This window comes from Shinella yambaruensis, from assembly GCF_050859155.1.
GTDB classification, from domain to species: Bacteria; Pseudomonadota; Alphaproteobacteria; order Rhizobiales; family Rhizobiaceae; genus Shinella; species Shinella yambaruensis.
On the sequence record NZ_CP150642.1, the window covers coordinates 37,126 to 50,073 of the forward strand.

General features: G+C 58.4%; 14 protein-coding genes and 3 pseudogenes. 10 read left to right on the plus strand and 7 right to left on the minus strand.

Annotation, left to right across the window (positions count from 1 at the left end; translation table 11 throughout):
• Nucleotides 1-10 precede the first annotated feature (10 nt).
• On the minus strand, nt 11-367 hold the full coding sequence (gene tnpB, locus WMC41_RS29535; protein ID WP_160788235.1) for an IS66 family insertion sequence element accessory protein TnpB: 357 nt from the start codon (nt 365-367) through the stop codon (nt 11-13).
• On the minus strand, nt 364-834 hold the full coding sequence (tnpA, locus tag WMC41_RS29540; RefSeq protein ID WP_432343330.1) for an IS66-like element accessory protein TnpA: 471 nt from the start codon (nt 832-834) through the stop codon (nt 364-366). The genes tnpB and tnpA overlap by 4 nt, the downstream gene beginning before the upstream one ends.
• Nucleotides 835-909: 75 nt before the next feature.
• On the opposite strand from tnpA, the pseudogene tnpC reads away from it, so the two are divergent.
• The 5 genes and pseudogenes from tnpC to WMC41_RS29565 all read left to right on the plus strand — a co-directional run.
• Nucleotides 910-1,503: pseudogene (gene tnpC, locus WMC41_RS29545) on the plus strand (IS66 family transposase); the annotation flags it as partial.
• A gap of 102 nt (nt 1,504-1,605) precedes the next feature.
• On the plus strand, nt 1,606-2,847 hold the full coding sequence (locus WMC41_RS29550; protein ID WP_432344158.1) for a site-specific integrase: 1,242 nt from the start codon (nt 1,606-1,608) through the stop codon (nt 2,845-2,847).
• On the plus strand, nt 2,844-3,767 hold the full coding sequence (locus WMC41_RS29555; protein WP_432344161.1) for a tyrosine-type recombinase/integrase: 924 nt from the start codon (nt 2,844-2,846) through the stop codon (nt 3,765-3,767). The genes WMC41_RS29550 and WMC41_RS29555 overlap by 4 nt, the downstream gene beginning before the upstream one ends.
• Nucleotides 3,764-4,765, plus strand: coding sequence for a tyrosine-type recombinase/integrase (locus WMC41_RS29560; protein WP_432344164.1), 1,002 nt, complete (start codon nt 3,764-3,766; stop codon nt 4,763-4,765). Before WMC41_RS29555 ends, WMC41_RS29560 begins: the two co-directional genes overlap by 4 nt.
• 114 nt (nt 4,766-4,879) lie before the next feature.
• Nucleotides 4,880-5,017: pseudogene (locus WMC41_RS29565) on the plus strand (transposase domain-containing protein); the annotation flags it as partial.
• Nucleotides 5,018-5,290: 273 nt separating this feature from the next.
• Here the strand turns inward: WMC41_RS29565 and WMC41_RS29570 are convergent.
• The 4 genes from WMC41_RS29570 to WMC41_RS29585 all read right to left on the minus strand — a co-directional run bounded on the left by WMC41_RS29570 (nt 5,291) and on the right by WMC41_RS29585 (nt 7,225).
• On the minus strand, nt 5,291-5,593 hold the full coding sequence (locus WMC41_RS29570) for a hypothetical protein (protein WP_432349977.1): 303 nt from the start codon (nt 5,591-5,593) through the stop codon (nt 5,291-5,293).
• A gap of 18 nt (nt 5,594-5,611) precedes the next feature.
• Nucleotides 5,612-6,613, minus strand: a complete 1,002-nt coding sequence (locus WMC41_RS29575) for a TerC family protein (RefSeq protein ID WP_432349979.1) — start codon at nt 6,611-6,613, stop codon at nt 5,612-5,614.
• A 95-nt stretch (nt 6,614-6,708) separates the two neighbouring features.
• A complete protein-coding gene (locus WMC41_RS29580) occupies nt 6,709-6,999 on the minus strand; it encodes a hypothetical protein (RefSeq protein WP_432349981.1) in 291 nt (96 codons plus the stop codon).
• A gap of 1 nt (nt 7,000) precedes the next feature.
• Nucleotides 7,001-7,225: a YdcH family protein gene (locus WMC41_RS29585; protein WP_432349983.1), complete on the minus strand. Its 225-nt coding sequence runs from the start codon at nt 7,223-7,225 to the stop codon at nt 7,001-7,003.
• 126 nt (nt 7,226-7,351) lie between these two features.
• On the opposite strand from WMC41_RS29585, the gene WMC41_RS29590 reads away from it, so the two are divergent.
• Together WMC41_RS29590 and WMC41_RS29595 are read left to right on the plus strand one after the other, a co-directional pair.
• Complete coding sequence (locus WMC41_RS29590) at nt 7,352-8,236, plus strand: hydrogen peroxide-inducible genes activator (protein ID WP_432349985.1); 885 nt, start codon at nt 7,352-7,354, stop codon at nt 8,234-8,236.
• 33 nt (nt 8,237-8,269) lie between these two features.
• Nucleotides 8,270-8,845, plus strand: a complete 576-nt coding sequence (locus tag WMC41_RS29595; RefSeq protein ID WP_432349987.1) for a cryptochrome/photolyase family protein — start codon at nt 8,270-8,272, stop codon at nt 8,843-8,845.
• A gap of 200 nt (nt 8,846-9,045) precedes the next feature.
• Here the strand turns inward: WMC41_RS29595 and WMC41_RS29600 are convergent, their stop codons facing one another.
• Nucleotides 9,046-9,261 carry a helix-turn-helix domain-containing protein gene (locus WMC41_RS29600; RefSeq protein ID WP_432349989.1) on the minus strand — a complete coding sequence of 72 codons (216 nt, stop codon included), beginning with the start codon at nt 9,259-9,261 and terminating at the stop codon, nt 9,046-9,048.
• Between the two features lie 222 nt (nt 9,262-9,483).
• Between WMC41_RS29600 and WMC41_RS29605 the strand changes: the two genes are divergently transcribed.
• The 3 genes and pseudogenes from WMC41_RS29605 (at nt 9,484) to WMC41_RS29615 (ending at nt 12,944) form a co-directional block, all read left to right on the plus strand.
• On the plus strand, nt 9,484-9,795 hold the full coding sequence (locus WMC41_RS29605) for a helix-turn-helix domain-containing protein (protein ID WP_432349990.1): 312 nt from the start codon (nt 9,484-9,486) through the stop codon (nt 9,793-9,795).
• 43 nt (nt 9,796-9,838) lie between these two features.
• Nucleotides 9,839-10,995: pseudogene (locus WMC41_RS29610) on the plus strand (IS3 family transposase).
• 584 nt (nt 10,996-11,579) lie between these two features.
• On the plus strand, nt 11,580-12,944 hold the full coding sequence (locus WMC41_RS29615; protein WP_432349992.1) for an LLM class flavin-dependent oxidoreductase: 1,365 nt from the start codon (nt 11,580-11,582) through the stop codon (nt 12,942-12,944).
• Nucleotides 12,945-12,948: the final 4 nt, after the last annotated feature.

Sequence of the window (12,948 nt, forward strand, 5' to 3'; positions counted from 1 at the left end):
TCCAATAGGATCAGCCTGCTTTCGTTGGCCGCTTTACGGTGTTTCGCCTGACCCGCGTCCAGTCGATACCGGCCAGCAAAAGGGAGAACTCCTGGCTACTCATCTGCATCGCGCCATCGCGGATCGGTGGCCAAACGAACGTGCCAGCCTCCAGCCATTTCGTCGCCAGGATCATGCCTGATCCGTCCCAATAAATGCAGCGCAGGCGATCGAGACGCTTGGCGCGGAACACGAACACGTCACCACAGTAGGGATCAGCCGCAAGCGCTGACGCCACCAGCGCAACAAGCCCATTCATGCCGCGCCGGAAGTCGACCGGCTGCGTCGCCACCATGATCTTCACTCCACCAGGCGAAAGTCCAATCACCGGCGTGCTCGCAACGCTGCCACGATCGCCTGCGCTAATTCGGGCGCCACCGAACCGATCACGGTCATGCGCGCGCCAGCAATCTCGATCTCAATACGCCCCGCGGCGTCGTGGGCGATATCCGACGGCGAGTTCTCGCAAGACGTTCTATCGCCAACCACCGTCACCGGCACGAACATGGCCTGCTGTGCGCCGGCTTGCGCGGATCGTCGAGAGGTCAGTCCGGCTTCGCGCCGCCAGACGTTCAGCAGACCGCGATTGACGCCCCAGCGCCGGGCGATCGCCGAGATGTTCACGTCAGGTTCTGCACTTTCGGCAAGGATCCGCGCCTTCTCCTCGTCGGTCCAATTCCGCCGCTGGCGTCGACCCGTGATCACCTCGATCCGACGATACTTTCCCTCATGCCTGGCTTCATGCATGCCTTCATCCATGGCTTCAAGCATGGCATCAGCGCGATCTCCAACCATCCCGTTCCGCTCCTGTCGATGAAGGAGTTGTTCTCGCGGCATCAATCACAAAAGGAAAGGTGGGGTGTTCGTCGCGCTCACGAAATCCTCGACGGGTTCAACGGCACGATCCAGGTGGATGCCTACGGTGGCTACTCTCACCTCGCCACATCGGACCGCATCGGTGGCAATCCCTTGAAACTGGCTTTCTGTTGGGCACACGGGCGCAGGAAGCTGATCAAGGCCACACCGAAGAGCGGATCGCCCATCGTCGACGAGGCGCTGGTACGGATCGCCGCGCTTTACAAGATCGAAGACAGTATCCGAGGCTCAGATCCCGAACACCGCCGGGCAGTTCGACAGGATCTGTCCCTCCCGCTGGTGGACGCGTTCTTCACCTGGCTGGCAGCACAGGCCAAGCGCATCTCACGCAAGTCTGACCTTGGAAAAGCCCTGGCCTATATGCTGACACGGCAGGATGGCTTCCGGCTGTTCCTGGACGACGGCCACGTCGATATCGACTCCAACCTCGTGGAAAACGCGATCCGCCGACCGGCCATGAATCGCCGCAATGCGCTCTTTGCCGGGCACGATGAAGGGGGCCGCAATTGGGCTCGGTTTGCCAGCCTCATCGGCACGGCATTATGCCGCGCGCGGCATAAGGCCGTTTATGCCGACCGGCGAACTATGCCGATTAAGCAAACTTTTGCCAACGTTTTCTGTAACATAGCGGTAACCCCAGCGGCATAGCTTAGGGTCTCTCCGTCGTAATTGACGCGAAGGAGAGGACATATGATCGCAAGTGACTATTTGAAGCGCAGCGCACTGTATCGGAAGCTGGTCCACGGTCCATATCGGGAGTTTGCGCGCGTTTACGCCACCAAGATGTCAAACGAAGGTTTGGGTCGGCACTGCACGCGGCGCTCGCTGAGCCTGTTTCGAGACCTGATGGACTGGTATGTTGGCAATGGACATCATCCGCAGGATTTAAGCGAAGCTCATGTCGATCGTTTTCTTGAGCATCGTTTCGAACACTGGAGCCCTGACACGGGCGACCGATCAGCGCTCCGACGCTTACTCTCCGCGCTACGGGAAGAGCGCTTAATACCAACTGCCCTCCCGGTTGAGCGTACAGAGCACGAGCAGATTATCGATGTATTCGCGGTATATTTGTCGAATGAGAGAGGACTCGCTGCCTCGACGGTGGAAAGCCACAAGCTGCTGTCATATCGATTTCTGCGGGAGGTCTGTCCTGCCGGCGCAGACGGGTTTGAAGCGCTCACCCCGGAGATTGTCATCGGGTATGTCGAACGACATGCGCTCGATGGCTCCGCCGACAGCGGCAAGGCAATGTGCGGAGTCGTGCGTGCCTTTCTGCGTTACTTGCATCTGAAGGGCTTCATTTCGACGGCGTTGGCCGATTGCGTGCCGTCCATCCGCCGCTGGCGACTTGCCGGCCTTCCAACATTCCTACCGCCAGAGAAGGTCCAGAAGGTTCTTGATGCCTGTGATCGGACGACGGCAATGGGTCATCGGGACTATGCGGTTCTGATGATCCTTGCCAAGCTCGGTTTGCGCGCCAGCGAAGTTGCCACCCTCAATCTCGATGATATCGACTGGCAGTGCGGCACGATCCTCGTACATGGAAAGGGGCGACGGCAAGCGACTATGCCGCTACGTCATGACGTCGGAACAGCTATCGTCGCTTATATCCGGCATGGGCGGCCCGCTTCGGCATGTCGGCGAGTTTTCTTGCGAACTCTTGCGCCGCACGTGGGTTTTGCGTCCGGCTGCGCCATCACGATGATCGCGAAGCAGGCACTCGAACGGGCAGGCATTGACGGCTATGCGCATCACGGTGCCCATCTTTTCCGCCACAGCCTCGCGACCGACCTTTTGCGGTCAGGCGCCAGCTTTGCCGAGATCGGCCAACTGCTCCGCCATCGAAGCATCGACAGTACAAGGATCTATGCCAAGCTCGATATCGAGAAGCTGCGTGAACTGAGCCTGCCCTGGCCGGGAGGTGCCCAATGAGCCGGCTTCGCACCGCGCTTGAGCGCTACGTCGGCATGCGCCAAGGGCTGGGATACAAATATGACGGTCCGGCAAAACGATTGTCGGAGTTCGTCGCTTTCATGGAAGCCCGCGGCGCCGAGACCATCACGACAGACCTTGCAATGGAGTGGGTCACCTCAATGGGCCGGCAGCCGAGTTGGTCCGTCCGCCTGGTTGACGTGCGCTGCTTTGCCCAGCACCTGGCTCATTTCGATCCTCTGACGGAAGTACTACCAAGCGACGCTGTACCGCCGGCACGGCGCACAAAGCCCTACATCTATAGTGAAGTCGAGATTCAGGCGCTTCTGGCAGCAGCACTGTCGCTGCCGCCGGCCGGCGCCCTTCGGCGATGGACATATAACTGCCTGTTCGGATTGATAGCGGTGACCGGGCTGCGCCATTCCGAAGCGCTCGGCCTGCTCCGGACCGACGTTGATCTCGACCAGGGCATCCTCACCATTCGAGAGACTAAGTTTGGTAAGTCACGGCTAGTGCCGCTACATGCCACGACAATCGCCATCCTTTCAGACTATGCCGCCCGACGCGATGCACACCTTGGTACGCCGCGCAGTCCCTATTTCTTCGTCGCCGAACAGGGCGGCAGATTGCTGCATCAATACGTGCACCGCGTGTTCTGGCGATTATCCCGGCAAATCGGATTACGGCAGGAGGGGAATCGCAATGGCCCACGGATTCATGATCTTCGTCACCGTTTCGCCGTCCAGACCCTGATCAACTGGCATCGGGCTGGCGAAGATGTGGAACGCGAACTGCCGGTTCTCTCGACCTTTCTCGGCCATACCAATGTTCGCGACACCTACTGGTACCTGTCCGCCGCGCCGGAACTGATGAACCATGCGGTCCGGCGATTGGATAAGCGTTGGGAGGCTCGGTCATGAGACGCACGAACGACTTGGCCGTGCTGATCGAGCGGTGGTTCACAGATCGGCTTATGAAGCATCGAGGTGTAAGTTCTAACACCATCGCCTCCTATCGCGACACCTTCAGGCTCCTGTTTGCGTTCGCACAGACGCGCCTTGGGAGATCCCCATCCCAGTTGACGCTGCGGGATTTGGACGCTCCCTTCATCGGCGCATTCCTGGAGGACCTTGAGACGAAGAGATCCGCCTCAGTGAGGACCCGGAATCTCCGCCTCACAGCCATCCGATCCTTCTTCCGGTATGCAGCGTTCGAGGAGCCCACACATAGCGCCCATATTCAGCGTGTGCTCGCGATCCCCAGCAAGCGATGTGACAAGCGGCAGCTTCAGTTTCTAACCAGGCCCGAGATTGAAGCGATCCTGGACTGCACGGATCGAAGCACGTGGCTGGGACGCCGCGATTACACTCTGCTATTGTTGGCCGCGCAAACCGGATTGCGGGTCTCGGAGATTGTCGACCTGGACCGAGACTCCGTAATGCTCGGCCAGGGCGCGCATGTGCGATGCGTTGGCAAGGGCCGCAAAGAGCGATGTACGCCGCTCACAAAGGTTGCACGGCAAGCCCTTCGTCACTGGCTCAACGAGCCCAGAAAGCGAAGCGCAACGGCGCTCTTTCCGAACATGCACGGTGGCAAGCTCAGCGCTGACGGCGTGCAGGCACTGCTGAACAAATATGTCGCCAAAGCACGTGAGCACTGCATCTCCCTTCGCTCAAAGCGGGTCTCGCCCCATGTCTTGCGGCACTCCGCCGCCATGGAGTTGCTACAGGCTGGCGTCGACTGCTCGGTTATTGCCCTGTGGCTGGGCCATGAAGCGATGGAAACAACCCTGACCTATCTTCATGCACATCTTGAACTGAAGGAATCTGCACTCGCAAAGCTGAAGCCGTACGAACGCGCTAAGGCCGAGCGATTTCGACCAAACGACCGGCTTCTGGAATTCCTGAACGCCCTCTGAGCATGAGAACTATGCCGAGTGTCAACCACCGGCATCCGGCCGAACCTGCCGGGAACGCGCCATGGACCGTTCCTATCAGAAGAGGCATTCGGCATAGTTCGCCGGTCGGCATAAACTTGTAAAATGAATGGCGTTGAGCCCTACGCCTACCTGTGCGACCTCTTCACCCGCCTCGCGAACGGCCACCTCGCCAAAGACATCGATGCTCTGATGCCTTGGGCTTACGCCGCCCGCGCCAAGGCCTCACAATGAGCTCGCCAGGTACTATTTGGTGAACTCATTTGACGGCCGATATCGCCGTCAGATCGCTGCAACCGAAAAATCCATGGGGCGTGGACGCCGCATACGGAAATGCCAAGAACAGGAGGATAAATCCCATCCCTGGACGCCCTGCTGAGTCCAGGGTTTCGCCGATGGAATGCCGTTCTCCAAAGCGCGCCGCCCTCGCCATGAATCGTAACTGGGCGAAGGCGGCGACCTTATTGGAGTTCACGTTGGAACGCATTTTAACTCAAGTCATCAAGATCAGGCGTCGCCGTCCGCACCCTCCAGTGTTTGGATCAAGGATGCGCATTGAGGGTCGTTCGCGTCAAGCATATCCAAGGGTGCAGTAAAGCCGATGGAAACGCTGACAACCGTGGCAGCGGCCCAACCCCAGTCATTTGTTGCGCGCTCGAGAAGCTTCGGCCCTTGCATAGCAATGCATGCCTTTGACTGCTGGATGACAGAGACGGGCAGCCGAGCTTGCTCAATCTTCTCGTTGATTTCAGCTTGAAGAGGCTCAACCACGATCGCGGCAACGACGCTGCCAACAATTTCGGAGAACATTGATGGTATCCTTTTTCGTTAGTGGGTGCTGGATTGGTTAACGACCTGGCGCTGGTCGCGTGTTTTGACGAGGCTCCAAACAACGCCAGAGGCGATGATGGCGAAGGTGATGCCCAGCGACAGGGCCGCCGGGAATTTCTCAAGGCCAGCCAGGTCGGCGATAAAAATCTTGGACCCGATGAACACCAGGACGATCGCGAGCGCAGGCTTGAGGTACTTGAAGCGATGGATCATCGCCGCGAGTGCAAAATACAGGGCACGAAGACCAAGGATCGCGAAGATGTTCGAGGTGTAGACGATATAGGGGTCTGTCGTGATCGTGAAGATTGCAGGAACCGAGTCGACGGCGAAGACGATATCGGCAAGTTCGACCATGACGAGAGCCAGGAAGAGCGGCGTGACGAACCAGGTCAGCCGGCCCGTCGCAGGATTTTGCTGTCTAACAAAAAATGCCTGGCCGTGGTGCTCGTCCGTCACGTTGAGACGGCGGCGGAGAAAATTGACAACCGGGTTGCTGCCAAGCTCCGGCTCATTGTCGCCTATCCACAGCATCTTGATGCCGGTGAGGATCAGGAACGCCGCGAAAAGGTAGAGCACCCAAGAGAACTGCGAGACGAGGGTCGCACCCAAGCCGATCATGATGGCGCGAAGGACAATGACGCCGAGGATGCCCCAGAAGAGCACACGGTGCTGATAGATCCGCGGAACAGCGAAGAACGAGAAGATGAGCGCAATGACAAATACGTTATCGAGCGCCAGGGTCTTTTCGACGACAAATCCGGTCAGATAGTTCATGCCGGGCTCAGCGCCAAGCTGCCACCAGACAAAACCGCCAAAGGCCAGGCCGAGCGAAATATAGAGTGTGGATAAAAGTAGGCTTTCGCGAACTTCAATCTCATGATTGTCGCGATGAAGAACGCCCAGGTCGAAAACGAGAAGCGCGAGGACGATACCCAGAAACCCGAGCCACATCCAGACTGGCTTACCCAGCCAGTCTACAAACAGAAATGCAAATTCCATGCGGGCATACTCCTGCCGGCTGTCCGGGAAAAACGTCCGACATCACGAAAGACCGGCTTCTTTCGTCAGAGGGGCCCGGACTGGGGGAGTTCAAGTTATACCGGCCGCTCTTCGCGGCTATTCCGCAGTGGCTGCGCTGACGTCGGTTTTTTGCGGCGCGACATGCGACTGTCTCGCCGCAATGCGAGCTCCGTCTTGATCTTGTTTCGAAGGCGGGCGATCTCCTGGGAAAGGGCTGTCAACCTGGAATATTCGCCATCGCCGCGTCCAAGCGCTTCTGAGAGTGCCCGCTTGATCGCTCGATATCGCGTGACGAGGGTGCGGAAGACGCCCTTCTCCTTTTGCACCTGGGGATCAGGCCGTTCGTGGTTCATCTTGTCGTTCATCTCAAGATAATATTCTGACCGAACGGCGCCTGACCACCGGGATAAGAACAGGCGCGGTTTGACGATTGTGACGTTCGATGAATTCGATCTGCTCGCGAAAGCGAAGCTTCAACTTCTTGAGCGCATTCAGACGCAACCCGTCTGGCGCTGGGCGCTTTTGCTCGTCCTCGATTTTTGATTGAACATCGGCCTTGCGGTTTCGAAGGGCTTTCAGAAACTGGTCCATGTGCCTGCTCCATTGCTGATACACAATCAATATTGTCGCGCGCCGCCGATAGTTCCAATTCATTGTTGAAATCGGCACGATAGCTGATAACTATCACGTATGCCGTACCGCCCCACGCTCCGACAATTGGAATACATCGTCGCCCTGGACGACCTGCGGCATTTTGGAAAAGCCGCCAAGCGGTGTCACGTTTCCCAGCCAACGCTTTCAGTGCAGGTGGGTTTGGTGGAAAAATCTCTTGGTGTGACGCTGTTCGAGCGCACGCAAACATCTGTCGTCACGACGCCTGTGGGCGTTGATTTGGCGCGTGGCGCCCGTCTGGCGCTGGCAGCAGTGGACGATGCGGTAGGCGCAACTATGAACGACGCCCAGTCTCTCGGTGGGTTAATTCGGATGGCAACCGCGCCGACTTTCGGCCCCTACTTTTTGCCGCGGTTTCTGCCCGGCATCCATCGATCTTTTCCTTCGCTCAAAATCTACATCCGAGAAGACCGTCCGACCACGATCGAAGCTGCCGTGCTGGACGGCATGCTCGATTGCGGTCTCGGCCCCGCGCCTGAAAAAGCAGGGCTGACGTTTCGCAGCATCGGCAACGAAAAGCTCTATCTCGGCGTGTCGGCTGACCATCGTCTAGCAGGCCGCCAAGCGGTCGCAATCGGCGATCTAAGGGGCGAAAGACTTTTGGCGCTTGGAAGTGGCCATCGGCTTCTCGAAAACGTTCGCCACCTGGTCACCGCCGCCGATGCTGCCCTCATCGATGACTATGAAGGCACCAGCCTTGATTCCATACGGCAGATGGTTTCCATCGGCATGGGGTGCTCGCTGTTTCCAGAGCTCTATGCGCGCGCCGAGTTTCGCGTCGACGACGACGTCAAGCTCTTGCCGATCTCGAACTGGAACGAGCGCCGGGACGTGGGTTTTTACTGGCGCGAGAACAGCGGCCGCCAGCGCCATTACGAAAAACTCGCAGCCGAAGCGATGACGGTCGCCGAAAGTCTGAACCTGCGATAATGGTTTTGGGCAGCAGCGTCCGGGGAACTCGAAATGTCAAACCTTATTCTCATTCTCGGTGACCAACTGACGTTAGGAATATCGTCTCTGGACGGCGCCGACAAAGAGCACGACACCATCCTGATGTGCGAGGTGATGGCCGAAGCGACCTATGTCGGACATCACAAGAAGAAAATCGCCTTCCTATTCTCGGCCATGCGCCATTTCGCAGAAGAACTGCGCGGCGAAGGCTATCGAGTCCGCTATACGCGGATCGACGATGAAAACAACGGCGGCTCCTTTAGCGGCGAGGTGAAGCGCGCTCTTGAGGATCTGTCACCGTCAACGATCTGCGTTACCGAAGCGGGCGAGTGGCGCGTCAAATCAGAAATCGAGACGTGGGCTTCGTTGTTCGGCGTCCACCTCGATGTCCGTACCGACCGGCGTTTCATCGCTTCCCATGATGCGTTTCAGAACTGGGCAAGCGGTCGCAGAGTGCTGACCATGGAGTATTTCTATCGCGAGATGCGGCTCAGGTCAGGTCCTTTGCCCCGACATTGCCAGAATAGGCGTGAATCCGTCAGCAATTTTAAAGCTGGCAGGCCAGACTGTAGTCGTCGAACCGCATGATCGGAAAGTCTCTGGCTATATCGTGATTGGTTACGCAGCGCGAATTGAAGGCCTGGCTACGCCGTTTGCCCAAGAAGCGACGCGTGAAATCAGCCACATCGAAATGCTTGATGACAAAACTGATTTGTTCGCCTTCTGGATAGAACATCGAAACTCGGATCAGGTGTCGGGTCGAGATGTCGAATTCCGCCGGTTAGACCCTATTTCGTAACGCTCGCGAGGAGTTCTGCAGGGTTGACACCCAAGGCCTCGGAGATTTTTCCTAGGACGGTGACGGTAGCCGACTTATCACCGCGCTCAATAGCCCCGATATATCGGGCGCTTAAACCAGAGCGATCCGCCAATTCCTCCTGCGTAATGTTTTTATCATGGCGCATCCGACGCAGGTTGATCGCCATGACCTCCTTGAGATCCATGGCATTAGCGGAACCTGAATCGGAACTATCGTTCTAGGAGCGATAGTTCCGATTTGCGGATTCCGACCTGAAGCCGGCCGCCATTCCGATCAATATCCGGCCACCGTTCCGATTTGAAGCCGGCCACGATTCCAATCAAAAACCGGCCGTCTTCCGGCTCTGATTATCCCCCCTGGGTCAGCAACTTTGGCATCAAGCCTCCCGGTAAACGAGGAGATTTTGATGCCGGCAAAAAGAAGGCTGACCATGAGACACATACGACAGATGCTCCGGCTTGCCGGAAGCGGGACCAGCAGTCGCGAGATCGCAACGATCCTCGGGATTGCCCGCAGCACGGTGCAGGACAACCTCAAGCGGGCCGCGACGGCGGGGTTGAGCTGGCCCCTTTCGGGCGACTTGACGGACGATGCCCTGGAGCATCGACTTTTCACGCGCGCCGGCGTCAAGCAGGGTGAACGCCGACGCCAGGAGCCAAACTGGGCCGAGCTCTCCATCGAACTGAAGAAGCCCGGTGGTCTGCCCCCTGAAAAGTGATCCTTCATGAAGTATGGCTTATGAGCCTCAGAAGGACATTGAAATGGCAGCGAAAAGACACAAGGCAGAAGAGATCGTCACGAAGCTTCGTCAGGTTGACGTGCTGAATGCGCAGGGAAAATCGATGGCGGAAGCGATCCGGTCGATAGGCGTGACGGAAGTTACATACTACCGGTGGCGTTCCGAATACGGCGGCTTGAAGGGCGACCAGGTGAAGCGCCTGAAGGAGCTGGAAGCGGAGAATGCCCGGCTCCGGCGCGCCGTTTCCGACCTCACCTTGGACAAGATGATTTTAGCGGAGGCCGCCAAGGGAAACTTCTGAGCCCCGCCCGTCGTCGCGCTTGCGTGGATCATGTCATCGATGAACTGAAAGTGTCCGAGAGACGGGCATGCCGGGTTCTCGGTCAGCATCGTTCCACACAGCGCAAGATCGCGAAGACCCCGGATGACGAAGCGGCGTTGACCGCAGACATCACGACGCTTGCCCTCCAGTACGGCCGCTATGGCTATCGCCGCATCACTGCGATGCTGCGTCAGGCTGGCTGGATCGTAAATGTCAAACGGGTCGAGCGCATCTGGCGACGGGAGGGGCTGAGTGCCGCACAAGCAACCTAAGCGCGGTCGGCTGTGGTTGAACGACAGTTCGTGCATCCGGCTTCGGCCGGAATACCCCAACCATGTCTGGTCCTACGATTTCGTCGAGGATCGGACGCACAATGGCAGGAAAATCCGCATGCTCAACGTGATCGATGAGTTCACGCGGGAATGCATCGCCATCAGGGTCGAGAGAAAGCTGAAGGCCGTCGATGTCATCGACGTGCTGTCCGACCTCTTCATCCTGCGCGGCATCCCCACCCATATTCGTTCTGACAACGCCCGGAGTTCATCGCCAAGGCGCTACGGGAGTGGATCGCGGCGGTGGGAGCCAAGACCGCCTACATCATGCCGGGCAGCCCTTGGGAAAACGGATATTGCGAGAGCTTTAATTCGAAGCTCCGTGACGAACTGCTCAACGGCGAAATCTTCTACACGCTCAAGGAGGCGAAGATCATCATCGAAAACTGGAGACAGCATTATAACACCGTGAGGCCCCACTCATCGCTGGGCTATAAGCCACCGGCACCCGAAGCAGCGGTCTGGCCTCCCCAAAATGGACCCGTGTCAACGCCGGCCGTGGCCAGCAGGCCGAGCATGCACTAACATTCCAAACGGATCACCCCGTGGGGGCAGGCCAGGACCGCGCTTGAAACTTCCCTTGCATGTCGTCTGGGCAAGGGATGTGCGAGACACAACACGCGACAGCGTCACCGCCATACTGACCGCTATGGCCCAGACCTATGCGGCTACAGCTTGAACCTTTTGGCGTCGGCCATTTATCGAGTTGAAGGATGAAATCTTCTGTTGGTTCGAACAGAAGATCCACAATAGGGCTTTATGCCGCCGACTTGTACGTCAATTCAGCGTCTTACCCAGACGCCGACGGTTCATATCCGTTCCAACCCTTCAAGAGCTTATGTAGGGTCTGATCTTCTCCTCTGTCTTGCGAGAGACACCTGGTACCCGGCGGCACTGGTCAGGCGAAACTTGAGCGCGGCTGTCTCATAAGATTTCAACAAACTGGCTGTCGCACATCGCATCTTTGCGTAAGTGTGGCTTAACGACAACGGCAGTTTTTTCCTCGTTTACAGGGCAAAGGTGACGTCAGATGTTACCTGCCAACGCAGCCATCCGCGCTGGGGAATGTGGGCGGAACGACGCTCCACACGGCAACACGAGGAAACGCCATGACCAAGAGGAAGATGAAGCTGGGCTTGTCCATTCGCTACATGGGCTACCATGCGGGAAGCTGGCGGCATCCGGATGTGCCCAGCGATGGGAGTTCTCTCTTCAAGTCCTTCCTCGACGTGACGCAGACCGCCGAGAAGGCGAAGTTCGACATGGTTTTCCTCGCCGACGGGATCGGCGTGCGGCTCGACGACAAGCCGAAGGGCTCCATGTGCCGGTCGCGCCACAATGTCGAACTGGAACCGCTGACGCTGCTCTCGGCGCTCGCGACGCATACCAGCAATATCGGGCTCGTTGCGACCGCCTCGACCACCTACAACGAACCCTTCCACATCGCGCGCAAATACGGGTCGCTGGATCAGATCAGCGGCGGCCGGGCGGCCTGGAACGTCGTCACGTCATGGTCCGATCAGGAGGCGTGGAACTTCTCGATGGCGAACCAACTCGCCTATGAAACCCGCTACGAGCGCGCTCACGAATTCGTCGATGTCGTTACGGGGCTCTGGGACAGCTGGGATGAAGATGCGTTCATTCTCGACAAGGAAGGCGGTATTTTCTACGACGAGCAGAAGATGCATGTCCTGAACCATGTCGGAAAGCATTTCTCGGTTCGAGGCCCGCTCAACGTGCGGCGCTCGCCGCAGGGGCGGCCGATCCTCGTGCAGGCGGGCGTTTCGGAGCAGGGACAGCAGATCGCCGCCGACTACTGCGACATGGTCTTCATGGCGAAGAACGATCTGAAATCCGCGCAGGACTACTATGCCTCCGTCAAGGACCGGCTCGAAGGCGTCGGCCGCAAGCGGTCCGATCTCCTGATGATGATGGGCCTGACGCCGATCGTCGGTCGCACGCGCGAAGAAGCGCAGGAAAAGTTCGAGCAGCTGGAATCGCTCATCGATCCGCTGGTCGGCCTGTCCCTGCTTTATCGCTCCTTCGGCGACCTGTCGCATCTTTCGCTCGACGCCCCGGTTCCGAAGCCGGACCTCGACAAGGTCGGCCTGAAGAGCAGCGCGATGATGTACTACGAGCTCGCCCAGAAGCAGAACCTGACCATCCGCCAGCTCTACAAGAAGCTCGGCATGGCGCAGGAGCACAAGACCGTCGTCGGCACGGCCAAAGACATCGCCGACGAAATGGAGGCCTGGATGGAGGCCGGCGCGGCAGACGGATACAACATCACGCCGGTCATGCTGCCGCATGGCATCGACGATTTCGTCGAGCTGGTCGTGCCGGAGCTTCGCAGGCGCGGACGGTTCCGCGAGGACTATGAAGGCACGACGTTCCGGGAAAACCTCGGTCTCCCCGTTCCCGCAAGCCGCCACGACCGTGCGGGCAAGTCCGCCGGTGCGTTGCTCGCCAGCTGACACG

What these genes read in the sequence shown, in the direction of transcription:
- WMC41_RS29615 (WP_432349992.1), top strand. Translation starts at nt 11,580, where the DNA reads ATGACCAAGAGGAAGATGAAGCTGGGCTTGTCCATTCGCTACATGGGC.
- WMC41_RS29595 (WP_432349987.1), top strand. Translation starts at nt 8,270, where the DNA reads ATGTCAAACCTTATTCTCATTCTCGGTGACCAACTGACGTTAGGAATA.
- WMC41_RS29580 (WP_432349981.1), bottom strand. Translation starts at nt 6,999, where the DNA reads ATGAACGACAAGATGAACCACGAACGGCCTGATCCCCAGGTGCAAAAG.
- WMC41_RS29550 (WP_432344158.1), top strand. Translation starts at nt 1,606, where the DNA reads ATGATCGCAAGTGACTATTTGAAGCGCAGCGCACTGTATCGGAAGCTG.
- WMC41_RS29585 (WP_432349983.1), bottom strand. Translation starts at nt 7,225, where the DNA reads ATGGACCAGTTTCTGAAAGCCCTTCGAAACCGCAAGGCCGATGTTCAA.
- WMC41_RS29575 (WP_432349979.1), bottom strand. Translation starts at nt 6,613, where the DNA reads ATGGAATTTGCATTTCTGTTTGTAGACTGGCTGGGTAAGCCAGTCTGG.
- WMC41_RS29605 (WP_432349990.1), top strand. Translation starts at nt 9,484, where the DNA reads ATGCCGGCAAAAAGAAGGCTGACCATGAGACACATACGACAGATGCTC.
- WMC41_RS29560 (WP_432344164.1), top strand. Translation starts at nt 3,764, where the DNA reads ATGAGACGCACGAACGACTTGGCCGTGCTGATCGAGCGGTGGTTCACA.
- WMC41_RS29600 (WP_432349989.1), bottom strand. Translation starts at nt 9,261, where the DNA reads ATGGATCTCAAGGAGGTCATGGCGATCAACCTGCGTCGGATGCGCCAT.
- tnpA (WP_432343330.1), bottom strand. Translation starts at nt 834, where the DNA reads ATGGTTGGAGATCGCGCTGATGCCATGCTTGAAGCCATGGATGAAGGC.
- WMC41_RS29570 (WP_432349977.1), bottom strand. Translation starts at nt 5,593, where the DNA reads ATGTTCTCCGAAATTGTTGGCAGCGTCGTTGCCGCGATCGTGGTTGAG.
- WMC41_RS29555 (WP_432344161.1), top strand. Translation starts at nt 2,844, where the DNA reads ATGAGCCGGCTTCGCACCGCGCTTGAGCGCTACGTCGGCATGCGCCAA.